This window comes from Gordonia oleivorans, from assembly GCF_040044975.1.
In the GTDB taxonomy this organism is placed as follows: domain Bacteria; phylum Actinomycetota; class Actinomycetes; order Mycobacteriales; family Mycobacteriaceae; genus Gordonia; species Gordonia oleivorans.
Genome location: NZ_JBDZDI010000002.1, coordinates 550,141 through 573,012 on the forward strand (window position 1 = coordinate 550,141; position 22,872 = coordinate 573,012).

19 protein-coding genes are annotated in these 22,872 nt (G+C 67.6%); 11 read left to right on the plus strand and 8 right to left on the minus strand.

The annotated features are described in order from the left end of the window. The first annotated feature begins 156 nt into the window (after positions 1 to 156). The 5 genes from sufC (at position 157) to ABLE92_RS05945 (ending at position 3,612) form a co-directional block, all read left to right on the plus strand. Positions 157 to 930 carry a Fe-S cluster assembly ATPase SufC gene (gene sufC / locus ABLE92_RS05925; RefSeq protein ID WP_348803744.1) on the plus strand — a complete coding sequence of 258 codons (774 nt, stop codon included), beginning with the start codon at positions 157 to 159 and terminating at the stop codon, positions 928 to 930. Positions 931 to 986: 56 nt separating this feature from the next. Beyond that, positions 987 to 2,267 carry a cysteine desulfurase gene (locus ABLE92_RS05930; protein WP_348803746.1) on the plus strand — a complete coding sequence of 427 codons (1,281 nt, stop codon included), beginning with the start codon at positions 987 to 989 and terminating at the stop codon, positions 2,265 to 2,267. Next, a complete protein-coding gene (gene sufU / locus ABLE92_RS05935) occupies positions 2,267 to 2,737 on the plus strand; it encodes a Fe-S cluster assembly sulfur transfer protein SufU (protein ID WP_348803747.1) in 471 nt (156 codons plus the stop codon). The genes ABLE92_RS05930 and sufU overlap by 1 nt, the downstream gene beginning before the upstream one ends. Next, positions 2,734 to 3,165 (plus strand): metal-sulfur cluster assembly factor, encoded by a 432-nt coding sequence (locus ABLE92_RS05940; RefSeq protein WP_348803748.1) that lies wholly within the window; start codon positions 2,734 to 2,736, stop codon positions 3,163 to 3,165. Before sufU ends, ABLE92_RS05940 begins: the two co-directional genes overlap by 4 nt. A 90-nt stretch (positions 3,166 to 3,255) precedes the next feature. Then, on the plus strand, positions 3,256 to 3,612 hold the full coding sequence (locus tag ABLE92_RS05945; protein ID WP_348803937.1) for a DnaJ family domain-containing protein: 357 nt from the start codon (positions 3,256 to 3,258) through the stop codon (positions 3,610 to 3,612). Positions 3,613 to 3,657: 45 nt separating this feature from the next. On the opposite strand, the gene ABLE92_RS05950 is transcribed toward ABLE92_RS05945, so the two are convergent. Continuing rightward, entirely contained in the window at positions 3,658 to 5,373 is a 1,716-nt protein-coding gene (locus ABLE92_RS05950) for a flavin-containing monooxygenase (protein ID WP_348803749.1), read from the minus strand. A 198-nt stretch (positions 5,374 to 5,571) separates the two neighbouring features. On the opposite strand from ABLE92_RS05950, the gene ABLE92_RS05955 reads away from it, so the two are divergent. Together ABLE92_RS05955 and ABLE92_RS05960 are read left to right on the plus strand one after the other, a co-directional pair. Next, positions 5,572 to 6,906, plus strand: coding sequence for a 3' terminal RNA ribose 2'-O-methyltransferase Hen1 (locus tag ABLE92_RS05955; protein WP_348803938.1), 1,335 nt, complete (start codon positions 5,572 to 5,574; stop codon positions 6,904 to 6,906). Further along, positions 6,903 to 9,470 (plus strand): polynucleotide kinase-phosphatase, encoded by a 2,568-nt coding sequence (locus ABLE92_RS05960; protein ID WP_348803750.1) that lies wholly within the window; start codon positions 6,903 to 6,905, stop codon positions 9,468 to 9,470. The genes ABLE92_RS05955 and ABLE92_RS05960 overlap by 4 nt, the downstream gene beginning before the upstream one ends. Before the next feature lie 41 nt (positions 9,471 to 9,511). Here ABLE92_RS05960 and ABLE92_RS05965 read toward each other — a convergent pair whose 3' ends face one another. Continuing rightward, the gene (locus ABLE92_RS05965; RefSeq protein WP_348803751.1) at positions 9,512 to 10,651 is read right to left on the minus strand and encodes a lycopene cyclase family protein; all 1,140 of its coding nucleotides are present in this window, start codon (positions 10,649 to 10,651) and stop codon (positions 9,512 to 9,514) included. Positions 10,652 to 10,673: 22 nt separating this feature from the next. Further along, the gene (locus tag ABLE92_RS05970) at positions 10,674 to 11,495 is read right to left on the minus strand and encodes an SDR family oxidoreductase (RefSeq protein ID WP_348803752.1); all 822 of its coding nucleotides are present in this window, start codon (positions 11,493 to 11,495) and stop codon (positions 10,674 to 10,676) included. 115 nt (positions 11,496 to 11,610) lie between these two features. On the opposite strand from ABLE92_RS05970, the gene ABLE92_RS05975 reads away from it, so the two are divergent. Together ABLE92_RS05975 and ABLE92_RS05980 are read left to right on the plus strand one after the other, a co-directional pair. Further along, positions 11,611 to 12,606, plus strand: a complete 996-nt coding sequence (locus ABLE92_RS05975) for a glycosyltransferase family 2 protein (RefSeq protein WP_348803754.1) — start codon at positions 11,611 to 11,613, stop codon at positions 12,604 to 12,606. 4 nt (positions 12,607 to 12,610) lie between these two features. After that, positions 12,611 to 13,516, plus strand: coding sequence for a glycosyltransferase family 2 protein (locus tag ABLE92_RS05980; RefSeq protein ID WP_348803756.1), 906 nt, complete (start codon positions 12,611 to 12,613; stop codon positions 13,514 to 13,516). Between the two features lie 17 nt (positions 13,517 to 13,533). On the opposite strand, the gene ABLE92_RS05985 is transcribed toward ABLE92_RS05980, so the two are convergent. The 5 genes from ABLE92_RS05985 to ABLE92_RS06005 form a co-directional block, all read right to left on the minus strand. Next, positions 13,534 to 14,817: a lipopolysaccharide biosynthesis protein gene (locus ABLE92_RS05985; RefSeq protein WP_348803757.1), complete on the minus strand. Its 1,284-nt coding sequence runs from the start codon at positions 14,815 to 14,817 to the stop codon at positions 13,534 to 13,536. After that, positions 14,814 to 15,785, minus strand: a complete 972-nt coding sequence (locus ABLE92_RS05990) for a beta-1,6-N-acetylglucosaminyltransferase (RefSeq protein WP_348803758.1) — start codon at positions 15,783 to 15,785, stop codon at positions 14,814 to 14,816. Before ABLE92_RS05990 ends, ABLE92_RS05985 begins: the two co-directional genes overlap by 4 nt. Next, positions 15,782 to 18,352 carry an AMP-binding protein gene (locus tag ABLE92_RS05995; protein ID WP_348803759.1) on the minus strand — a complete coding sequence of 857 codons (2,571 nt, stop codon included), beginning with the start codon at positions 18,350 to 18,352 and terminating at the stop codon, positions 15,782 to 15,784. The genes ABLE92_RS05990 and ABLE92_RS05995 overlap by 4 nt, the downstream gene beginning before the upstream one ends. After that, positions 18,339 to 19,511: a 3-dehydroquinate synthase II family protein gene (locus ABLE92_RS06000; protein WP_348803760.1), complete on the minus strand. Its 1,173-nt coding sequence runs from the start codon at positions 19,509 to 19,511 to the stop codon at positions 18,339 to 18,341. The genes ABLE92_RS05995 and ABLE92_RS06000 overlap by 14 nt, the downstream gene beginning before the upstream one ends. Positions 19,512 to 19,578: 67 nt before the next feature. Further along, on the minus strand, positions 19,579 to 20,403 hold the full coding sequence (locus tag ABLE92_RS06005; RefSeq protein WP_348803761.1) for a 2-amino-3,7-dideoxy-D-threo-hept-6-ulosonate synthase: 825 nt from the start codon (positions 20,401 to 20,403) through the stop codon (positions 19,579 to 19,581). 177 nt (positions 20,404 to 20,580) lie between these two features. Here ABLE92_RS06005 and ABLE92_RS06010 point away from each other — a divergent pair, with 177 nt between their 5' ends. Both ABLE92_RS06010 and ABLE92_RS06015 read left to right on the plus strand, forming a co-directional pair. Further along, positions 20,581 to 21,432 (plus strand): glycosyltransferase family 2 protein, encoded by an 852-nt coding sequence (locus tag ABLE92_RS06010; RefSeq protein ID WP_348803762.1) that lies wholly within the window; start codon positions 20,581 to 20,583, stop codon positions 21,430 to 21,432. After that, entirely contained in the window at positions 21,429 to 22,835 is a 1,407-nt protein-coding gene (locus ABLE92_RS06015) for a lipopolysaccharide biosynthesis protein (RefSeq protein WP_348803763.1), read from the plus strand. Before ABLE92_RS06010 ends, ABLE92_RS06015 begins: the two co-directional genes overlap by 4 nt. Positions 22,836 to 22,872: the final 37 nt, after the last annotated feature.

Here is a 22,872-nt window from a genome sequence, read left to right on the forward strand (position 1 = left end):
GAGCGAAGGGTCGAGCGCAGGCCACGGAATCCACCTGCCGATCGAGGGCCGAGCGAAGCGAAGTCCCCATCCACCCGCTGATCGAGTAGGGCCGAGCGAAGCGAGGCCCGTATCGAGATCACCCAGCCCAGCCCACACAACGAAAGACCACCATCAATGAGCACACTCGAAATCCGCGACCTGCACGTCGACGTCGCCCAGAGCGACTCCGAGGCAGAGCCGATCCACATCCTCAAGGGCGTCGACCTGACGGTGCGTTCCGGTGAGACCCACGCGATCATGGGCCCCAACGGTTCCGGCAAGTCGACGCTGTCCTATGCGATCGCCGGTCATCCCAAGTACCAGGTGACCTCGGGATCGATCACCCTCGACGGTGAGGACGTCCTCGAGATGAGCGTCGACGAACGAGCCCGCGCCGGGCTGTTCCTCGCGATGCAGTATCCCGTCGAGGTGCCCGGGGTGTCGATGTCGAACTTCCTGCGCACCGCCGCCACCGCCGTCCGCGGTGAAGCGCCGAAGCTGCGTCACTGGGTCAAGGAGACCAAGGAGGCGATGAACGCGCTCGAGATCGATCCGTCGTTCGCCGAACGCAGTGTCAACGAGGGTTTCTCGGGTGGCGAGAAGAAGCGCCACGAGATCCTGCAACTCGATCTGCTCAAGCCGAAGATCGCGATCCTCGACGAGACCGACTCCGGTCTCGACGTCGACGCGCTGCGCGTGGTCAGCGAGGGTGTGAACCGCTACAAGGAAGCCGAGAACGGCGGCATTCTGCTGATCACCCACTACACCCGCATCCTGCGCTACATCAAGCCCGAGTTCGTGCACGTCTTCGTCGGCGGTCGCATCGTGGAGTCCGCCGGTCCGGAGCTGGCCGACGAACTCGAGGAGAACGGCTACGTGCGATTCACCTCGGCGGCCGCGGCCCGCTGAGTCGGGCTCACCGGGATCGCCGATCACCGAACCGAGATCATCTTGAAGGAGGCGTCGTGACTCTCTCCGCCGCACCGGTGGCAGGCTTCGACGTGGCGTCGCTGCGGGCCGATTTCCCGATTCTGGGACGGACCGTCCGCGACGACAAACCTTTGGTGTACCTGGATTCCGGGGCCACCTCGCAGCGCCCGGTACAGGTTCTCGAAGCCGAACGCGAGTTCCTGACCACGCGCAATGCGGCCGTGCACCGTGGCGCGCATCAGCTGGCCGAGGAGGCGACCGACGCCTACGAGCAGGCGCGCGAGAAGATCGCCGCGTTCGTCGGTGCGGGCGTCGACGAGATCGTGTTCACCAAGAACGCGACCGAGTCGCTGAACCTGGTCACCTACACACTCGGTGACGACCGCAGCGCCGCCGTCCTCGGCGGACGCGCGCTCGGTGCGGGTGACACCGTGGTGATCACCGAACTCGAGCATCATGCGAATCTCGTTCCGTGGCAGGAGTTGTGCCGGCGCACCGGTGCGACCTTGCGCTGGTACGGCGTGACCGATGACGGCCGGATCGATCTCGACTCCCTGGTCCTCGACGAGACGGTGAAGGTGGTGTCGTTCACGCACCAGTCGAACGTGACCGGCGCCGTTGCCGACGTCGACGAACTGGTGAGCCGTGCTCGCAAGGTCGGCGCTCTGGTGGTGCTCGACGCCTGCCAGTCGGTGCCGCACATGCCGGTCGACTTCGCCTCGCTCGACGTCGATTTCGCCGCATTCTCCGGGCACAAGATGTTCGGGCCATCCGGGGTGGGTGTCCTCTACGGCAAGAGCGCACTGCTGAATGCGTTGCCGCCCTTCATCACCGGCGGATCGATGATCGAGACCGTCACCATGGAGGTCTCGACGTATGCGGCACCGCCGCAGCGATTCGAGGCCGGTGTGCCGATGACCTCGCAGGTCGTCGGGCTCGGTGCCGCCGTCGACTATCTGTCGCTGATGGGGATGAATGCCGTTGCCGCCCACGAGCACTCACTGGTCGAGCGGGCGTTGACACGTCTGGGTGAGATCGACGGACTGCGCATCATCGGGCCTACCACCACCGAGAACCGGGGCGGAGCCGTGTCCTTCGTCGTCGACGGCATCCACGCCCACGATCTCGGGCAGATCCTCGACGACGAGGGTGTGGCCATCCGGGTCGGCCATCACTGCGCCTGGCCCCTGCATCGTCGCTTCGGAATCGCGGCGACGGCACGCGCATCGTTTGCCGCCTACAACACCCTCGACGAGGTGGACGTCCTCGCCGACGCCATCCGCACGGCGCAGAAGTTCTTCGGGGTGGCCGGCTGATGCGGATGGAGCAGATGTACCAGGACGTCATCCTGGATCACTACAAGCATCCGCACGGTCGCGGACTGCGGGAACCGTTCCGCGCCGAGGTCCATCACGTGAACCCGACGTGCGGGGACGAGGTGACCCTGCGCGTGGCGCTGAGTGACGATGGCGAGACGATCGCCGACGTCTCCTACGACGGACAGGGATGTTCGATCTCTCAGGCGTCGACATCGGTGCTCTACGACCAGATCGTCGGGCTGAACCTGGATGATGCGCTCGCGGCGGTCGCCTCGTTCAACGCCATGATGACCTCACGCGGTAAGGACGAGGGCGACGAGGACGTGATCGGTGACGGCATCGCCTTCGCCGGTGTGAGCAAGTATCCGGCGCGCGTCAAATGCGCGCTGCTCGGCTGGCTGGCGTTCAAGGACGCACTGGCCCAGTCGGTGGAATCCATTGAGACACAACGAGCGGAACTCGCATGAGCAACGAGACTGATCAGACGGCAATCGATGCCACAGACACCGGCACCCCGACCACCGAAGCCCCGACAACCGAAGCTCCGACCACCGCTGTACCAGCGCCGGTGAGCACGTCGCTGCCGCTGCTGGAGGACGTCGAAGAAGCGATGCGCGACGTCGTCGATCCCGAGTTGGGGATCAACGTCGTGGATCTGGGCCTGGTCTATGACATCGAGATCACCGACGACGCGGTCGCCAAGATCGACATGACGTTGACGTCGGCGGCGTGCCCATTGACCGACGTGATCGAGGATCAGTCGCGGTCGGCTCTGGTCAGCAGCGGGTTGTGCACCGACATGGAGATCAACTGGGTCTGGTTGCCGGCGTGGGGCCCAGACAAGATCACCGACGACGGCCGCGAGCAACTGCGTGCCCTCGGTTTCACCGTCTGAGGCGTGACCGAAGGAACGGATCCACCGGAGGGACACTTCCGTCGTGTCCGGCGGTGGAAACCGCAGCGGCATGAGGATCGCGTGGAGAAGATGATCCGCGAGGCCACCGAACGCGGTGACTTCGACAATCTCCCCGGCATGGGCAAGCCGCTGAACCTGTCCGGACTCGACGATCCCGACTGGTGGGCCAAGCAGAAGATCCGCGACGAGGAACTCGACTCCACCGCCCTGTTACCGCCGACGCTGCAACTGCGCAAAGAGGCCGACACCTTCCCGGAGTCGTTGCGCGGCATCTCCGACGAGCAGGCGGTGCGTGCGATCCTCGACGACTACAACAAGCGGGTGAAACAGGATCGGTTGCGGCCCACCATGGGTCCCGCGTCGCACATCGTCGCGCGGACCATCGACGTTGACGACATGGTGGCCCGGTGGCGCGAACTGCGCTGAGCGCAGGTCCTGCCCGGTGTGACAACTGCCGGGCGAGAACCGTTGCTACATCATGTGTTCGGGATGCACATCGGTCGGCAGGAACCGCAACGTGGACATGCGCCACGCCATCTCGCGTCGGTTGTCGACGATCTCGGAGTACAGGTCGTCCAGTGCCGCCTTGCCGCGGTTGTGCGGTCCGACGATGCGATAGCAGGCCTGGTTGAACGAGCCGAACCACAATTGGATGAACAGTTTCGGGTTGCGCAGCATCATGCTCATCGGTACCAGGCAGCCGATCTCGCGTGCGAGCGCGTCGAGGTAGAGGACCTGCGACGGGATGGCCTCGGTGTGGCGGGGACTCAACTCGGTCCAGTGCTCCTCCCATTCCTTCTCGCGGCCGATGCGCTCGTCGAGATCGGCTGGGGGAGTGAGCTTTCCGCTCAGCACGCGGGCGAAGTACCGGGCCTGCATCTCCGCGCAGATCGGGATGCCGCCGGAGAACGGACGGACGAAACCGATGAATGCGGCGGTGCCCTGATGTTCGGGATGCAGGAAGTGCTTGTACAGGTTGCGCACGTTGGCGTCCTTGACCTGCAGGTCGCCGATGGACAACTCCTCCTTGGCGAAGCCGGTGCACAGCACGATGGTGTCGAACTCGGCCGAGGTGGAGTCACCGAAGGTGACGGTGTTGCCGTCGGAGGAGGAGATACCGGCGTCGTTCAGCGTGATGCGGCCACTGACCAGATGCGGGATGAAACTGACGTTCTTGCAGAAGATCCCACGTTGCGCCCAACTGCCGTCCGGGTGCGAGCGGCGATTCCAGGTGCGGATCATCTCGAAGTTGGCGTCGTTGTGCTCGGTCCCGATGTCGAGTTTGGGCGGATCGACGGCCTTGCGCATCGGATTGAGTTCCGGCTGCGGGGCGCGCATCGACGGGATCAGCTTGTCGCGGTAGACCCGGGCCGCGCCGAGTGCGGTGGTGAGGACACCGAGGACCACCGACACCACCCCGAACACCGCCTTGGCGATCGGGCTGCGTCCCCAGATCGTGTCCAGGGCGAACGGGTAATGCGAAGAGCGGTCCAGCATTTCGTGATGATGCGACCGGACCGTACCGTTGTCGGTGGTTCGGGTGCCGTTGAAGATGCGTGGCAGCAGATAGGTGTAGGACCGGATCGCGAGGGTGCACTCGTCGGCGACGTCACCGACCTCCCGCACGATGTCGGCACCGGATTCGGCCATCCCGACCACCAGGACCTTCTTGCCGCGGAACCGTTCGTTGTCGCGGTATTCGGCGGAGTGGACGATCTCGCCGGTGAAGTTCTCCAGACCGGGGATGTCGCGATGCGGGGTCTTGAACGGGCCCGAGCACACCGCCACGGCATCGAAGTCCTCGATCGTCTCGACGCCGTCGTGCTGCACGGTCACCGTCCAGGAGGCCGGCTTGCGCACGATGTCGGTGACCTCGTGACCGAACCGGATGTGATCATGCAGACCGAAGGTCGTCGCGTATTCCTGCAGGTACTCGAAATACTCACGGCGCGAATAGAAGACGCGACCACCCTGGAAGGGGAAATCGGAGTAGGCCATCAGCTTCATGGAGATGGTCAGCATCAGGCTGTCATAGGCCTTCATCGTGGAGCCGTCGTCACCCTCGCGCAGCCAGATGCCGCCCGAGGAGGGGTTCTTGTCGAAGCAGACCACCTCGTGGCCCTCGTCGAGGAGTTGCTTGATGGTGGTCAGTCCGCAGGGACCGGCGCCGACGACGCAGACCTTCATGTGATGCCTTCCGGGAGTGCAACGTGACTCGACCTCGCACCTATCGAGGCCGCACGTTAGGGAAGGCTAACATTATCTCGAGGTCCGCCCAACTCGGCGGTGGCTTGCGTGACCAGCGCAAACCGCGCAAAAACGACATTCGGTCCGCGGTTCGGAACCGAAGTCGCTTGCCCGCATCGCTACCGTTGCGGTGTGTTGATGACCATCGAGGCACGCTCGGATGACCCGACGACGCCCGCCACCGATCTGGGTTTCCTGCTGCACAAGCATCCCGACCGGGTGCAGCGGTTCGAGACCACCCAGGGCGAGGCGACGGTGTTCTATCCGGTGGCCGATCCGGCCGTGTGCCGGGCGGCGCTGTACCTCGACGGCACCGACGTGATGCCCCCGCGGACGGCCGAGGTGAACCGGTACGTGAACGCGCTCCCGTACGAGGCGTCGTCACGGCTGGTGGTGGCACTGGGCAAGGTGTTCGGCGATGCGCTCGCCGGACGGTGTGCCACCCGTCCGGAGTTGGTGGCGCGCCGGTGGGAGCTGACGGTGACCGTCGCCGCCGTGCCACTCGCGTCGGCACTGACACCCGCTGACCTGTTCGGCCCGCTGGGGTGGGAGGTGGACGTTTATCGCGGGCAACTGACCCCGGGTGACTTGGGTCCGTCCGGCCACGCCCGTCTGCAGTTGAGGGGACGTCAGCGCGTCGGCGATGCGCTTCGGCATCTCGCGGTGCTGCTGCCCGTACTCGCCGACGACAAGCACTACTTCGTCGACGACTCCGAGATCGACAAACTCCGCCGTCGGGCAGGTGACTGGCTCGCCACGCATCCACACCGCCTCGCGATCGCCCGCGCCTCGGTCAAACACCTACCGGGACTTGCCGATCAGGCGGCCGAACTGGTCGGTGCCGAGGTGTCCGTCGAGTGCGGCCGGACGTCGCTGGCACGGACCCGACGTTCCCACGTGATCGAGGTCATCCGCCGGCGAGGCGCCCGCACCGTGCTCGATGTCGGCTGCGGTGAGGGCGCCCTGCTCGCCGATCTGGCCGACCTGCCGGGGATCGCCGAACTCGGCGGGGTGGATGTGTCCGCCGCAGCGCTTCGTACCGCCGGGCGGCGTCTGGAGCGGTGGCGTCACGTCGCGCTGTGGCAATCCTCGTTGATGTACTCCGATCCACGATGCACCGGTTATGACGTCGCGGTGCTGATGGAGGTCATCGAACACATCGACCTGTCGCGGTTGCCCACCGCGACGTGGACGATGTTCGGCGACATCGCCCCACGCACGGTCATCGTCACCACACCCAACCGGGAGTACAACGTGGAATACGGCATCCCGGACGGGCAGATGCGTCACCCGGATCACCGATTCGAGTTCACGCGTGCCCAATTCGCCACCTGGTGTGCAGATGTCGCCGCCGAGTACTCCTATGCCGTCGAGATCGACGGGATCGGCGACGGTTCACCCGAATACGGGAGCCCGACCCAGTGCGCCGTCTTCGAGCGCGTCGACGACCGATCAACCGAGGTGAGATCATGACCACGATCGAGATTCCGGATCTCTGCCTGGTGGTCCTCGTCGGGGTGACCGGTTCGGGCAAGTCCACCTTCGCCCGCCGGCACTTCCGGGAGACCGAGGTGCTGTCGTCGGATGCGCTGCGCGCCATGGTGTCCGACGATCCGCAGGATCAGGCGGCCACCGGTGATGCGTTCGCGGTTCTCGCTGATGTGGCCGGTCGGCGGCTGCGCCGGGGCCAGCTCACCGTCGTCGACGCGACGTCGCTGCGTCCGGAGGATCGCCGGGTACTCCTGGATCTGGCCAAGGAGAACGACGTCTTCGCCGTCGCCGTCGTCCTCGATGTCGAGACCGGCGAACTGAACCGGCGTGCGCAGCGAGATGGCCGCGACTCCGGTGTGGTCACCCGTCAGCGGGCGCTGCTGCGCTCGTCTCGGAAGTCGTTGCGTAAGGAGGGCTTTCGCTATGTCCACCTCCTGGACGGCGTCGCCGAGATCGACACGGCCACCATCGTGCGGACCCGGCTCTATCATGACAAGACCAATCTGCACGGGCCGTTCGACATCATCGGCGACGTGCACGGCTGTGCCGACGAACTCGTCGATCTGCTGACCGAACTCGGCTGGCGGATCGAGATCGATCCCACCGGTCTCGTGGCACGGGTGGACGATCACCCGGACGGGCGGAAGGCGATCTTCGTCGGCGATCTCGTCGATCGCGGCCCCGACACACCCCGGGTACTCGCGATCGTCGGTGCGATGGTCGAGGCGGACTTGGCGCTCTGTGTCCGCGGAAACCACGAGGAGAAGCTGGTGCGGGCGCTGCGCCGCGAGAGCGAGGGCACTCGGGCGTCGCGGCCGACGCCGCTCACCAACGGTCTCGCCGAATCGATGGCGCAACTCGCGCGCACGACGCCGGAATTCCGTTCCTGGGCGCTGGATTTCCTCAATTCGTTGATTGCCCACTACGTTCTCGACGACGGTCGGCTGGTGATCGCACACGCCGGGCTCGCGCAGCGCTATCACGGCCGTACCTCGGGCCGGGTACGCAATGCCGCACTCTACGGTGAGACCACCGGAGAGACCGACCGGTGGGGTTTCCCGGTACGCATCGACTGGGCGCGCGACTATCGGGGGAGTGCGGCCGTGGTCTATGGCCACACCCCCGTTCCGGTGGCGGCCTGGGTCAACAACACGCTGTGCATCGACACCGGCTGTGTCTTCGGTGGGGCGCTGACCGCGTTGCGATATCCCGAGCGCGAGATCATGTCGGTACCGGCCCGCGCCGTTCATCACGATCCGGGTCGACCCATGGGATACGGAACCAGTAACGCCGACGATCAGCTGCGGGCCCGGTTGACGCTCGCCGACGTCGCCGGAAAACGCTCGATCCGAACACGTTTCGGCCCACCGGTGACGGTGCGTGAGGACAACGCGGCCGCGGCACTGGAGACCATGTCGCGCTTCGCCGTCGATCCCCGGTGGCTGCGATACCTGCCTCCGACGATGAGTCCGGTCGGCTCCGACCGTGACGACCTGCTGGAGAGTCCCGGCGCGGCGGTGCGGCACTACGCCGAACTCGGCGTGGGCGATCTCGTGTGCGAGGAGAAGCACATGGGTTCGCGCGCGTGCCTCGTCATCGTCGACGGTCCGGACACCGCACGGAGATGCTTCGGTGTCGCCGGTGGTCGCGGTGCCATTTACACGCGGACCGGCCGGGCATTCTTCGACGACGCGGACACCGCCGAGGTGCTGGCGCGGGTGTCGGCGGCCGCCGTGCCCGTGATGGCCGATCTCGAGTGTTCCTGGATGATCCTCGACGCCGAGATCCTGCCGTGGAACATCAAGGGGGAGGGCCTGATCCGAGCCGAGTTCGCCGAGGTGTCGGCCGCCGCGACCGACGAGAACGACCTCTTGACCGACGAGTTGGCGATGGCGGGACAGCGCGGTCTCGACGTGGCCGAGCTGACGGGTCGCGCCGGTTCGCGTCGTCGCGACCTCTATGCGTTCACGGCCGCCTACGGCCGGTATGTCGTCGCCGGGGCCACACTCGCGGACGTGCGGATCGCGCCCTTCGAGGTACTGGCCTGCGGTGGTGGCGCGAGCGGTGACCGGACACTCGAGAACCGGCCACGCGCATGGCATCTGGCGTGTGCGGACGCACTCGTCGCGGCCGACCCCGAGGTGTTCACGACCACCCGGCGGATAACGGTCGACGCCCGCGACCCCGACTCCGTCGCGCGGGCCGAGAGCTGGTGGCACGAACGCACGTCCGGCGGCGCCGAGGGGATGGTGGTCAAGGCGGCGGCGAACATGGTGCGCGACACCACCGGTCGCGTTCTTCCCGTCGGCCTCAAGGTCCGCGGACCGGACTACCTGCGCATCATCTACGGCCCCGGCTACCTCGACGACCTCGGTCGCCTGCGATCCCGCGACCTGCGGCACAAGAGGTCGATGGCCGCCCGCGAGTACCGGTTGGGCCGGGAGGCGCTGTCGCGTCACGTCGAGGGTGCCCCGCTGTGGCAGGTTCACGAATGCGTCTTCGGTGTGCTGGCACTGGAATCCGAGCCGGTGGACACCCGCCTCTGACAGCGCTTACCCACACATCGACGGCGCTCTCACGGGAGTGATCAACCGAGACCGGGACGTGTGACCTCACGCATCAACCGGAGTCGGGTGCGGTGGTCGAGTGCGGCGAAGACCGATCGCATCGCCGCGAGTGTGCCGGCCAGATCGGTGCGCTCACTGAGGTAGCTGCGTTGTGCGCTCACCGGCAGTGCGAGAAACGCGGCGAAGAAGGTGACGGTTTGTGCGGGATCGAGGCCGAGCAGCACCCCGAGACCGCGCAATCGCAGCCGCCACACCTGACGCGCCGAGAAGGGCCACAGCAGTTCGGTCGGATCATCCCCGTCGCGGATTCCGCGCGCCAGCAGATCGGCACAGCGCAGGGCGGTGGCCACCCCGTACCCGCTGATCGGGTTGAGCAGCCCGCCGGCCGCACCGAAGGTCAACGGAGTTGTCTCCCAGGGCGTTCGGGTGTCGGGCAGCATGGGGAACGCCACCGTCTCCGAGCCGCGGAGGCGGGCGTCGGCGAGGCCGTAGGCGGCAAGACGACGGGCAAGACGGTCGCGCAGCTCACGAATCCGGAGGGCGGGCCGGCCCACCAGACAGGTCTCCTCGAGCAGGACCGTGTCCTCACCGAGTGGCACGGCGTAGAGAAACGAGGGCGACGGTCCGCCGTGCTGCCACGGCGCGGTGTGTTCCGGTGCGCGCCAATCCATCAGGATGGCCGGCGATCCGTCGAGCACCCGGCGCGCGTCGTCGTCTCCGACGATCACACCGTAGGCGGTCTGGCGTGGCAGGTGACGGGCCGAGGTGCCGCGACAGTCGATCACGTGGTCGGCGGTGATCGACTCGCCGTCGCCGGTGATCACCGAATGAGTCTGTACCTCTACGGCTTTCGCGTCGATCACGTGTGCATCGTCGATCGGGAGTCCGGTTTGCAGTCGCTGCGTGTCGAAGACGGTGTAGCCGCGGGCGATGTCTCGCCGCCGATACGCATAGACCGAGACCGAGTCGACGCGGGCCGCGACCAGGTCACCGCCCACCCAGGTGGGCACCTCGTCGGTCCAGGCGGCATAGGTGGGCGTCCAGCGCCGGTGCGGCGCCGGATCGATCAGCGTCACCGCGACCCCGTGGTGCAGGAGTCGGTGGCTGAGGGCACGGCCGGACGGGCCCGCGCCCACGACGATCACGGATGTGCTGCTCATCGCGACGGTGCGCCCGTCGCGCTCACATCGAACCGGTGGACATCAGGCCGCCGTCCACCCGGAGCGTCTCCCCGGTGATCCACGATGATTCGTCGCCGACGAGGAAGGCCGCCGCGCGGGCGATGTCCTCGGGTTCGCCGAGGCGACCGGTGGGGTAACCGGCGATCGCCTTGGCCCCGTTGTCGCCACTGATCAGCACGTCGGCGAACTTGGTGCGCACGATCGCCGGGGCGATCGCGTTGACCCGGATCCCGGCCGGGCCCAGTTCCCACGCGAGTTCCTCGGTGAGGCGGATCAGTGCGGCCTTCGACGCGCCATATGCGGCGATCACGCCGGTGGAGCGAAGCCCGGCGACGGACACGACATTGACGACCGTGCCGCCGGTCTCGGCCATCCCGGCCCGATATGCCTCCTGGATGAAGCCGAGTGCGGCGACGACGTTGGTGTCGAAGGTCTTGCGCACCGCGTCGAGGTCGGCATCCATCAGCGGACCCGCGGTCGGGGCGATCCCGGTGTTGTTGATCAGGATGTGGATACCGCCCTGGGCGACGGCGGCCGCGACCGCGGCGGTGCGGTGGTCGGCGTCGCCGGTGTTGCCGGGTACATCGGTGACGGTGGCATCGGGCACCTCGGCCCGGATGGCGGCCGCGGCCTCGGCGAGGGGGTCGGGTTTGCGGCCGGTGATGACGACGGCGGCGCCGCGGCGGGCGAGTTCGGTGGCGATGGCCAGGCCGATGCCACGGCTGGCACCGGTGACGAGGGCCGAACGACCGGTGAGGTCGGGAGCGGGGAATGCGGTGTTCGCACGGGGGGTGGTGTCGGTCGTCGCAGTGGTGTCGGTCACAGTGTCACCCTACGTGCGGCCGCGGTGGCGTGTACACGAGGTGCTTCCCGCGATCCCGCCCCCGGCATGTGAATGTGCTTAGGCTATCCTTAATCGCCTGGACCGGGAAGGAGGGATGTGCCGCGTGAAGCCGAGCGTCGGTGTCATCATTCCGGTCTACCGGAGTGCTCCCTATGTCCGTGGTTGCATCGAATCGGTTCTGGCACAGACCTATCCCGTCGACCAGATCGTCATCGTCGACGACTGCGGCGACGACGATTCCGTTCCCGTCGCCCGGCAGACACTCGATGACGCCGGACGTGAGTTCCGCCTGATCCGGCAACCACGTAACGGGGGACTGGGCCGGGCCCGCAACACCGGACTGGCGGCGGTCCAGACCGATCTCGTCTGGTTTCTCGACAGCGACGACGAGGCCGACGCCGATTTCGTCGCCCGGATCGTGGCCGCGATGACCGCACACGACGCGCAGATCGGCGTGACGCGGACGCGTCGTGTCGACGAGAACGGTGTGGTACTCCAGATCGACGAGGCGTCGCCGCCCGCGGCGGTCCTCACCGGCGAGCAGTATGCCCGGGAGATCCTGTGCGGACGGGCGAAGGCGTACGCCTGTACCAAACTCTTCCGCCGCGAGATTCTCGGTGAGCGACCCTGGGCACAGGATCAGGCGTATGAGGACTTCGCCACCAGCGTCCGATTGTCCCTGTCGGTGGAACGTGTGGCCCTCGTGGCGGAGCCGTTGTACCGCTACCTCTATCGCGAGGGTTCCCTGTCGACCGCCCTGAGTCCTTCGACGCTCGATCTCTTTGTCGTCGAAGACGATGTCCGCCAACTGATCTGTGCCACCACCCGCGATGCGGGGTGGTGGCGCGACTTCGTCGGCTTCCGTTATCGCGAGGTGCTCACATCGGTGGCCCATGTCGCGATGCGTTCCGCGCATGCGTCGGGCCATCGCTCCGATCTGTATCGGACCGCGCTGACCCGGGTCCGCGACGACATCTCACTGGGTGACCTGCCGACCCTGTGGGCCGGAAAATACCTCCGCGAGATGATCTTTGCGGTCCTGGTGAAGCTCGTCCCCGGACTGTACTCGGCGGTGCTGAGGTGGCGATGACCCGATGGTGAACGCCGATGGTGGCCGGGCGCCGTCGGTGACCGTGCTGATGCCGGCCTACAACGCGGCCAGATACATCGTCGAGGCGGCGGAATCGATCCTGTCGCAGGGCGTGGACGATCTGGAACTGCTGGTGATCGACGACGGCTCCACCGATGCCGGGATGGCGGAGCTGGCCACCCTCGCCGATCCGCGGATCCGGGTGATCTCACAGCCCAATGCGGGCCTGGTGGCCGCGCTCAACCGCGGGCTGTCCGAGGCCACCGGACACTACATCGCACGGATGGACGCCGACGACATCTGCCCGCCGGGCCGGTTGTCCGCCCAGCTGCAGTGGTTTGCCGGCCATCCCGACGGGATCGCGTGCGGCACCGACTACGAACTGTTCGGCGCGATGTCGGTCCGGGTGCGGATGCCGCGGACCGATCGTGCGTGCCGCGACCGGCTGCTGCTGGCCGGGTGTCTGTGCGGCGCATCGGTGATGATGCGCCGCGACGTCGTCGTACGCGAAGGGATGCGCTTTGATGCCGACTTCACCCACGCCGAGGACTACGAGTTCTACGCACGACTGTCGTGCCACGGCGCGATCGGGAATGTGCCGATGATCGGATACCTGTACCGGATCCATCCCGCCCAGGTGAGCACTCGTCACAGCGCCCAGCAGCGCGCCGCGCATCTGCGGATCGCCCTCGCCCACGCCGAACGCACCGGCGCGCGACCGGTGCCGGAGCACGTCATCCGGGATCTGCTCTGGCCCGGATCCACCGGGGTTCTCCGAACGTTCGGAGTGAGCACGCGTGCCGCGGTGCGGTGTGTGGCGCGGCGCCCGAGTCGCGAGACCGTGACATTCTGCGGCCGACGCGTCGTGGAGGCCACCCTGGCGGCGCGGCGCGCCGGGACGGCGTCGTAGAGCGTCAGGAACCGGCGTCAGGAACCGGTGGGTGCGACGTCGGCGACGGCGACATCCGGCCGCTCGTGCAGCATCTGGCGGACCCCGACGTACATCGGCCGGGCGACGATCAGCAACGTGACGGTGGCGGCGGCCAGGGAGGCGACGGCGACACCGACCAGACCCATCGGACCGATCAGCAGGTATGCGCCACCCACGGTGATGGTCACCAGGATGATCTGGCTGAACACCATCAGACCCATTCGGCGCTGGAGCTGAGCGATCAGGAAATACGTCACCACAACGGTTTCGACGACCGATTCGACCGCCATCACCACCATCAGCGGGCCCGCGGCGCGCAGGTAGTCCGGCCCGGCGATCCAGAGGATCACCGGTCCGCCGACCGCCAGCCCGACGGCCACCACACCGGTGATCAGGCCGAGCATCTTGCCCAGCTGCCGCAGCAGCCTGCCCCGGTCCGCACCGGGTTGTGAGGCCTCGACGACGAACGCCGATCCGACCGAGGCGCGCAGCATCCCGGCCGCCGAGCACATCGTCCACGCCAGATTGAAGTAGGCGTTCTCGGTGGTGCCGGCCTGGGAGACCACCACCAGGGGTAGTGCCAGTGGGGTCACCGACGACACCAGCATCAGTGCGAAGAACGCCCCCTGAAACGACATCAACTCACGGCCGGTCGGGAGTCCGGCGCCGCTGTCGGTGCGGCGCAATGCCACACGGACACAATGGAAGACGAACACGGCGGTGACGACCGCGGCCAGCACCGCCCAGGACCCGGCGATCGCGAACGCCGACGGGATACCCGCCAACGCGACGACCGGGGCGATCTTGAGCACCGAGAGGGTGATGTTCTTGATCGCCACCTCGGGAGCCCGGCGCAGCCCGGTCAGGATCGGGTCGGTCAGTGCGTACAGCGCGAAGGCCACCACCATGCCGACGAAGCCGATGCGCTCCCCGGCGGTGTGAAGGATCTTGTCGCCGAGACCGATGAGCAGGAATCCGATTCCCAGGACGACCGACATCGCGGTGGTGAGGAGATACCCGCCGACGATGTAGCGCAGTGACCTGTTGCCGGCGACGGGCAGGAATCGCTGATACGCACCGCCGAGGGACAGACATGCCAGCGACGAGAGGACGGTGGCCGAACTGATCACCGCCGAGGCGCGTCCGACCTCCGCGGTGGGAAAGAAGTGTTCGGCGACAATCCAATACACCAGCCCGAGGACGCCGGTGCCGAGCGAACTGACCATCAGCGCCGAGGCGTTGACGGTCAGTCGGTCCCGACTCGCCGATCGCCAGATCATTGCCGGACCTGCGACGGCCGGGTGGTGGTCGGGGCGATCTCGTCCACCGGCGCGGTGGTCGGTGTGGGGAGCGCGCCGCCACGCCAGGTCCACTCGGGTCCGACCTTGCGCGCGAAGAGCGCCGGGCCGGCCAGAGCCCGCCGGAGCGCATCGGCATCGAGTTCCGGCGGTGAGATCCCGTCGGGATCACTCCAGTCGATGAAGTGCTGACCGTGGATCGTCTGATCGGAGTGCACGCACTCGTCGGACAGGACGCGATAGTCGGGGTGGACGCACCCGGCGTAGTTCTGGTTCATGGCGTCGGCGAACGGCGAGGCCATCAGGATCGAATGGAAGAGGATCTCATCCGAGCACAGCGAGAACCGCAGGTCTCGGCGCCATCCCGGGTCGCGCGCCAACGTCGTGCGGATGGCGGTGACCGCGGCGTCGGTCAGCGACCACCAATTGGATCCGCGGAACAGCCGCGGATCGACCGGACGCCGCCGGATGCGTCCCGACACGCGGTGCAGGACAGGATGATCGGCGAAGTGGTACCGGGTGATGGTGGAACTGTGACGCCCCGGTGCGGAGCCGCCGGAGCCGCCGTCCACTTCACAGTCCACCCGGATGTACTCCGTGTCGTCGGCCCACGCGTCCAACAGGTCGGGGAGTGGGCGCAGCAGGAGATCGGTTCCCGAGAGCAGGGAGTGGCGGTGGTATCGCCGTCCCGTGGCGGCGGAGGTGTCGAGCAGGGTGAGCGTCGCGGTGACGACACTCGGGGCACCCCACCGGACCCGAACGCGGCGGGCCCGGTCGACGAAGTGCACGTTGGCGTCGGGGTCGAGTGCCCTCCGGAACCCTCCCTCATCCACCTTCCGGTCGATGTGGGCATAGATGTCGATGTCGGGATGCCGCAGGGAGGCAACGAGATCGGCGAAGAGATGCGGGTGATGATGGGCCATCACATGGACCGCGTACCGCGCCGTCATACCCTGGCTCCGGTGACGGCGTCGGCGACGATACCGGCCACCCGGTCGACATGCGGTGCCCGGATGATGCCGTTGTGGTCGCCGGTGACCCGATGGATGCCGACGTGTCCGGGGGCAAGCGCATCCCACCAGTGGATGGGGTCGGGATTGTCCTCGGCGAGCACCACGGTGACGGGCCCGTGCCAGGGCCGCAGGCGGTGCAGCAGCGCCGAACGCCGGCCGAGTTCGTGGAACAGCGACCACTGCTCCTCGGTGGGTCGGGGCCACCACCCGGCCGTCATCAGGGTCAGCCGGGTGCGCCACACGGCCGTGCCGGTCGGGGTGTCGGGAGTAGCGGGCAGGCCCTGCCGATCAGCTTCGCCGTGATCTCGGACGTCGCGATCACGGCAGTCCCGATGCCCCTCATCCATACCGTCGACTGTCGAGTCGAGTTCCAGCTCGGTGCGTCGCTGCAGGGGACCGGTGACGATGGTGTCGAGGCAGACGATGTGCTCGACCCGTTCGCCGTCGGCGACAAGGATGTTCGCCGCCTCCATCGCGATGACCCCGCCGAGGGAATGTCCGACGAACCGGTACGGGCCGTGGGGAGCGGCCGCCCGGATGTGGCGCACGCAGCGCCGGGCGGCGCGGCGGATGGTCCAGTCGGGTAGCCCGCGGGATTCGAGACCGTGGGCGTGCAGTCCGATCATCCGGACACCGGGTAAGCGACGCGCCAGCGGCGCGAAGGCCAGCGCCGACTCACCTGCCCCGGCGAAGGCGAAGACCGTTGTCGTCGAGCCGGTGTCGTGCGTTGAGGGTGAACCCGGCAGCATGATCACCTCGGCGGCCGCGGTGGTCGGTGAGGCGGAGTCGATCTCGCGGGCCAACCCGCGAAGGGTCGAGGCGACGACCGGCACCGAGACGGGCAGGCGCACGCCGAAGGCGTCGTCGACCCGATCGAGGAGGGTGAGCACGGTCAGTGAGTCACCGCCGAGCGCGACGAAGTCGTCGTCGCGGCCGATGTCGGTGACGGCGAGCAGGTCGGACCAGATCGGTGCGAGCAGGCGTTCGGTGGTCGTTGCCGGCGGGGCATGATCGGCGCGCACGGCCGGGTCGGGCAGCGCCATCCGGTCGATCTTGCCGCGTTCGGTGCGCGGTAGTTCCGCGAGCAGGACGGTGTGCGCGGGCACCATCCAGCTCGGCAGGGATTGCGACAACCCTTGTCGCACTGCGGCGATCGCCGGTGGTCGGGTCCCGGGCGGGGGAGATACGTAGGCCACCAGGGCGGGCCGGCCGGCGATCTCACGCACCACGACCGCCGCGTCGCCGACGTCGGGCAGGGCGCGTGCCGCTGCGGCGACCTCACCGACGTCGACGCGGTATCCGCGGATCTTGACGGTGTCGTCGACGCGGCCGGTCAGGTGCAGCTGATCGCCGAGGAGGTGCCCGGCGTCGCCGACGAGATGCCGTCGGGCGCCGTGGCCGTCCACCGTGGCGGTCACCGGGAAATCGATGATCTCGCCGCCGACGAGGTAGCCCTGCGCCAGGTAGGGCGAGGTCACCTCGATGATGCCGGTGGTTCCCGGCGGGACCGTGGCCCCGTCGTCTCCGAGTATGCGAATCTGCTTGCCGGAAGCGACCTTTCCGGCGGGAAGCGTGCCGGCTGGAAGCGGTCGATGCGGTGGGAAGACGTTGAACGCGAGGTTGCCGGTCTCCGAGGAACCGGACCGGTTGACGAAGGTTGCCGTCGGGGCCAGCGACCGCAGCCGGGCGACGTCGGCGGCGTCGATGGCCTCGCCGCAGGTGGCCACCACCTGCACCGACGCCAACGCGGCTGCGCAGCCGGGGGTCGCCATGAGGGCCCGCAGCAACGCCGGGGTCAACTGCAACGACTCCGGTGCGCAGGCGCTCAGCGTGGCCACCAGCTCGGCGGTGCCGTCCAGTCGCGGGTCGGCCAGCACCAGATGCGCGCCGTTGAGCAGGCTGGTGACGATGATGTCCAGGCCGCCGCCGAACCCCGGTGGAAGGGCTTGCGCCACCACCGTTCCGGAGGTGATGCCGAGTTGGCCGGACAGATCACGTGCCTGATGCAGCCACAGGTCGTGACCCTGGCGAACCGCCTTGGGCGTTCCCGTCGAGCCCGATGTGAACGCGAGGATCGCGCAGCCGTCCAGTGGTGCGCGGCGTGGTGATGGGTGCAGCGTCGTTGCGGTCCGGTCACCGGCTACGGCGTGATCGGGGACGGCCTGATCGGTGACCGCAGAGTCGGGATGCAGCAGGGCGCCGACCTCCGCCACGATGCCGGCGATCCGCGATACGGGTGAGGCGGCGTCGATCGGAATGAGCGGACGTGGCGACATCAGGACCGCCAGCATCGCCGGCACGGTGGTGGGCGAGCCGTCGACCACCACCGCCACCGGACGTGCGGTGTCGGGCTCGGTGCGGTCGAGTTCGGCGTTGCGTGCGCTCAGTTCGTCCGCGAGCTCGCGGTAGCTCCAGCGTCGCTCGCCGATCTGCAGTGCGACCGAATCCGGTTGCGCCGAGCAGACTTCGGCGAACCGTTGCCCGACTGTGTCAGCGCTCGTCACAGAATTCGGTGATCGGCAGACCGACGTGGCGGGCCTCGGTCGGCACATAACCCAGAAGCACGTCGCCGGCCCGGAGTTCTGTGACGTTGTTGACACTGCCGCCGGGGCCGAGCAACCGGACGTGCCAGTCGTCCTGTGCGATGACGTTGATGACCTTGCCGTCGGGGCTCGTCGCGGTGATCGAGATCAGCGGCCGGCGTTCGATCTTCACCCGGCCGATGCGCACCTCGCGCGCCGTGCCGTCCGATCGAACCGCGAGGATCGGCTGGCCCGCACGCAGTTCGCTGACGTAGCGGGTGCGGTTGTCGGGGGTGAGCACGTAGGAGTGGACGGCCCCGGCGTTCCACCGGAACGGACGCGTCGGCATGTACGGCAGCGGATGGGTTTCACTGCAGGACAGAAACATTCCGCTGGCGAAGGAGCCGATCAGGCACCCCTCGTCGAGCTCGAGAAGCGAGCAGGTGTCGATGCAGGCACGCTCACCCATGCCGATGTGCTCGACGCCGGTCACCGTCAGATGGGACAACTGCACGCGGTCGGCCGACGGGGTCAGGATGGCGGCCAGTGCGACGACGTCGTCGGCGTGCCGAGGGGCGAGCAGCAGTCCGTCCGAGCCGTGCTCGAGCACCAGCTTCACGATCTCGGCATCGGTGATGTCGTTGACGACGGTCACCGTCTTACCACCGGAGTTCTCCGCCGCCGCGATCACGATCTCGAGCGGGATCTTGGTCGGGTCGGCGAAGGTGAGCACGGTCCAGGGGGTGTAGCGGACCAGGTCGCAGGCCCGCGACAGGGTGGGGGCATCGGAGACGACCACGTGGACCGCGGTCGGGGCGTGCTCGGGCGAGTTCGCGTCATTGACCAGCACCAGATCGGCGTCGGACGAGTCGGTCTCATCGGAGTCCACGGCGCCGGTGGTGTCGGAGAACAGGATTCGACGAACGGTGGGGGGCAGGTCGCGGAGCACGGCCGGGTCGTCGGAGATGATGCCGTCCAGCCCATAGTTCAGGGCGGCGGCGATGACCGCGTCCCGGACTGAGTCCGTGAGACCGCGGACGTCCACCCACCCGAAGTGCGAGGTGGAGCGCTCGTGGGTGACACCGGATTCCGGGATGATCTGATCGGTGACGACGATCTCGTTCGAGGTGGTCGAAGACATGGGTGTTCCTGTTCTGCCGATGATGTGGGCTGTCGAAGCGAAGGGCCGGGTGGAATTGCCCTGGTGATCAGGCGGATTCGAGCGTCGAGACCCCGACGCTGCGCCGATGAACCAGATCGGCGAGGGTGTTGGCCACGCGGTAGGGGTTCTCCGCCCCGAAGATGTTGCGGCCGAAGCTCAGGCCGGCGACCCCGCTCTCGAGGACCTGGGCGCCGAATGCGATGGCGTCGTCGTCATCCCGCGTCGCGCCGCCCGCGACGTAGATCGGCACCGGGGTGGAGTCGACGACCGCGCGCATGGCCTCGGCCGACTCGGCGTAGTCCAGCTTGATCATGTCCGCACCGAGGTCGGTGGCGATGGCGGCGAGATGCGCCAACGTCGCCGTCGTGGGCCGGGCGGGAATCGCCGGGCCGCGCGCATACATCATCGCGAGCAGGGGAACGCCGAGCGTCTCGCATTCCCGCGAAATGGCCGCGAAGTCCTCGAGTTGACCACTCTCGGTCCCGGAACCGATGTTGACGTGCACGCTGACCGCGTCGGCGCCGCTGCGTAGAGCCGAATCGACGCCGCCGACAAGAACTTTGGCGTCCTGATCCGGTCCCAGGGAGGTACTGGCGGACAGGTGCACGATCAGACCCATGGAGGCGAATGCGGCCGGGGGTACCTGTCCCACCCGGCCTCGGTGCAACACCACGGCGTCGCAACCGGAATCCGACAGCAGGCGCACCATGCGTTCGGTGTGCTGGACGGGTCCGAGCGGGCCGAGGGTGATCGAATGGTCCATCGGCACGATCTGGGACCGCAACGTGGTCGGGTCGGCGATTCTCGACAGCCGAATCGCCTTGCCGCCGGTGGGCGCTGGGCGGCGATGGCCGTCCACGAATGTTGTCATCAACGTGCTCCTGAATGCCTGGTTCCCAACCTGTGCTTAGGGTAGGCTACCCTCTTGGTCATCGGCAATTCCGCCGAGGTGAGAAGAGCAACTCCAGGCTGGTCTTTGGTTAGCCTAACCTTTACGCTAATCTAAGCCAAGCTTCAGGAAGTACCGACCCCAACGAGTAGGGACCGCATGCACGAGACCCCGCGAGCCGACACTTCGACCGGATCGCCCGAGGTGTCGCCGATCTCCGACGCCAGCACGGGCCGTCCGAGTGTGTCGGTCATCATCCCGGCCATGAACGAGGCCAAGAACCTCCCGTACGTGGCATTCCGCATGCCCGACGACATCGATCAGATCGTCTTCGTCGACGGGAACTCGGCCGACGACACCGTCGCCGTCGCCCAAAAACTCTGGCCCGAAGCCACTTTCGTCACTCAGTCCCGGTCGGGTAAGGGCAACGCCCTGGCCTGCGGCATCGAGGCATGCACCGGTGACATCATCGTGATGATCGACGCCGACGGCTCGACCGACCCGGCCGAGATCCCGCTGTTCGTCACCGCGTTGATCGACGGGGCCGATCTCGCCAAGGGCAGCCGCTTCGTCGGACGTGGCGGCAGCACCGACATCACCACGCTGCGACGATGGGGCAACAAGGTCCTCAACACCATCGTCAACGTGTACTTCCATACCAAGTTCACCGATCTCTGCTACGGCTACAACGCCTTCTGGGCTCGTCACGCCGAGCAGATCGAGTTGCCGCCGACGCAGTACAGCCGCGCCCAGTGGGGTGACGGCTTCGAGATCGAGACGGTGATCAATGTCCGGCTCGCCACCGCCGGACTCGCGATCACCGAGGTCGGCAGCTTCGAGGGCCCGCGTCTGCACGGACGCAGCAACCTCAACGCCTACAGCGACGGAATGCGGGTGCTGCGCACCATCAATCAGGAGTTCAAGCACTGGCGGAGCCACCGCGCGGCGGCACGGCACGGCGTGCGTGCCGGGGCGGCCGTCGAGGTCGTCTCCGACGAACTCGCGGGGTGATCGCCGCCCGCGTCGCAGGCGAGCCGGGTCCGGGGGACCGCGGATCGGGACAGCGCGCGCCGGGTGAATCCGCAGGGCTCGCCAAGAGCTCGGGCGCCGTTGCCGTATCCGGGATGCTCACCGCAGCACTGGGGTTGGTCTACTGGGTGGTGGCCGGCCGCCTGTACCCGGCCCGCGAGGTCGGGGCCGCGGCGGCGGTGATCACCACGGCCACGATGCTCTCGGCGTTCGGGAACCTTGGTCTGGGGGCATATCTCGAGCGATTCCTGCCCGTGGCGGGTCGACGGGGCTACGCCCTGCCCACCCTCGGACTCGGCATCGGCGCCATCTGCGGCGCGGTGCTCGCGACGGGTTTCCTGCTCGTCGGGCCCACCGATGAGATGTTCACCAGCAGAATCGAACTCGTGCTGTTCCCGGTCGTGGTGATGGTCCTGTCCTCGTTTGCGTTGCTCGATCACCTGAGCATCGCCATGGGCCGGGCCACCTGGTCGGCACAGAAGAACGTCATCCACGCCGTCGTCAAACTCCTCGGCGCGATCGCCCTCGCCGGACTCGCCAGTCGAGCGGGCCTCGTCGGCACCTGGATCGTCACAGCCGCGGTGGCCGGCGGCGTCCTGTGGTGGTTCGCCGGACGGGAACTTCGACGTCGGGTTGCGCGGGCCGATGCGACCCTGATGCCGCCGCTGCGCGATCAGGGCCGGTTCCTGGCCGGCAATTACGGCGTGTACATCGCGAGTGCGATCACGCCGCTGATCCTGCCCCCGGTGGTGATCGCGCGGGTCGGCGCGGATCACAACGCCTACTTCTCGATCGTCTGGTCACTGGTGAGCGCGGTGCTCGTGCTGCTGACCATGATGCTGGGACCGTATGTCGCGTCGATGAGCGCCGCCGGCGTCGATCGCCGACCCGGCGGAGACGCCGACGGTGGTGTCGATGGTCTCGGTGCGGGGCCCGATTCGACTGCGGCACTGCGGCTCACACGACTGTTCGTGGCGATCATGATCGGCGGGGCGGCGGTGGCGGCCGTCGGCTTCGAGGTGATCGGTCCGCTGTTCCTGCGCCTGGCCGGCCCCGACTACGCCGAATACGGTGCGCCGCTCCTGCGTCTGGGAGCGGTGGCTCTGCCGTTGGCGGCGGTCGGACTGTGTTACGTCGCGATCTCCCGGGTACGGTGCCGGTTGTGGCCGGCGCTCGTCGTGCAGATCATCAGCGCCACGATCATGTTGTCGGCCACCGCATTCTGGATCGGTGAGCACGGCCTGGTCGCCGCCGGCTGGGCGATGATCCTGGCCGAGGGCACCGCGGCGGCACTGGTGATCATTCCGGTGGCGCGTGCGGTATCGGGACGCGCCCCGCTGCGTCCCGTCGTCCGGTCGTCGACCCCGGAGCGCATCGCGTCCTGAGCGGGTTCGATCCGCCGGCCACCGCGCAAGGGGGTCT

Coding starts and splice junctions, on each gene's coding strand:
- sufC (WP_348803744.1), top strand. CDS start 157: ATGAGCACACTCGAAATCCGCGACCTGCACGTCGACGTCGCCCAGAGC.
- sufU (WP_348803747.1), top strand. CDS start 2,267: ATGCGGATGGAGCAGATGTACCAGGACGTCATCCTGGATCACTACAAG.
- ABLE92_RS05940 (WP_348803748.1), top strand. CDS start 2,734: ATGAGCAACGAGACTGATCAGACGGCAATCGATGCCACAGACACCGGC.
- ABLE92_RS05945 (WP_348803937.1), top strand. CDS start 3,256: ATGATCCGCGAGGCCACCGAACGCGGTGACTTCGACAATCTCCCCGGC.
- ABLE92_RS05950 (WP_348803749.1), bottom strand. CDS start 5,373: ATGAAGGTCTGCGTCGTCGGCGCCGGTCCCTGCGGACTGACCACCATC.
- ABLE92_RS05955 (WP_348803938.1), top strand. CDS start 5,572: ATGACCATCGAGGCACGCTCGGATGACCCGACGACGCCCGCCACCGAT.
- ABLE92_RS05960 (WP_348803750.1), top strand. CDS start 6,903: ATGACCACGATCGAGATTCCGGATCTCTGCCTGGTGGTCCTCGTCGGG.
- ABLE92_RS05965 (WP_348803751.1), bottom strand. CDS start 10,651: ATGAGCAGCACATCCGTGATCGTCGTGGGCGCGGGCCCGTCCGGCCGT.
- ABLE92_RS05975 (WP_348803754.1), top strand. CDS start 11,611: ATGTGCCGCGTGAAGCCGAGCGTCGGTGTCATCATTCCGGTCTACCGG.
- ABLE92_RS05980 (WP_348803756.1), top strand. CDS start 12,611: ATGGTGAACGCCGATGGTGGCCGGGCGCCGTCGGTGACCGTGCTGATG.
- ABLE92_RS05985 (WP_348803757.1), bottom strand. CDS start 14,817: ATGATCTGGCGATCGGCGAGTCGGGACCGACTGACCGTCAACGCCTCG.
- ABLE92_RS05990 (WP_348803758.1), bottom strand. CDS start 15,785: ATGACGGCGCGGTACGCGGTCCATGTGATGGCCCATCATCACCCGCAT.
- ABLE92_RS06000 (WP_348803760.1), bottom strand. CDS start 19,511: ATGTCTTCGACCACCTCGAACGAGATCGTCGTCACCGATCAGATCATC.
- ABLE92_RS06005 (WP_348803761.1), bottom strand. CDS start 20,403: ATGACAACATTCGTGGACGGCCATCGCCGCCCAGCGCCCACCGGCGGC.
- ABLE92_RS06010 (WP_348803762.1), top strand. CDS start 20,581: ATGCACGAGACCCCGCGAGCCGACACTTCGACCGGATCGCCCGAGGTG.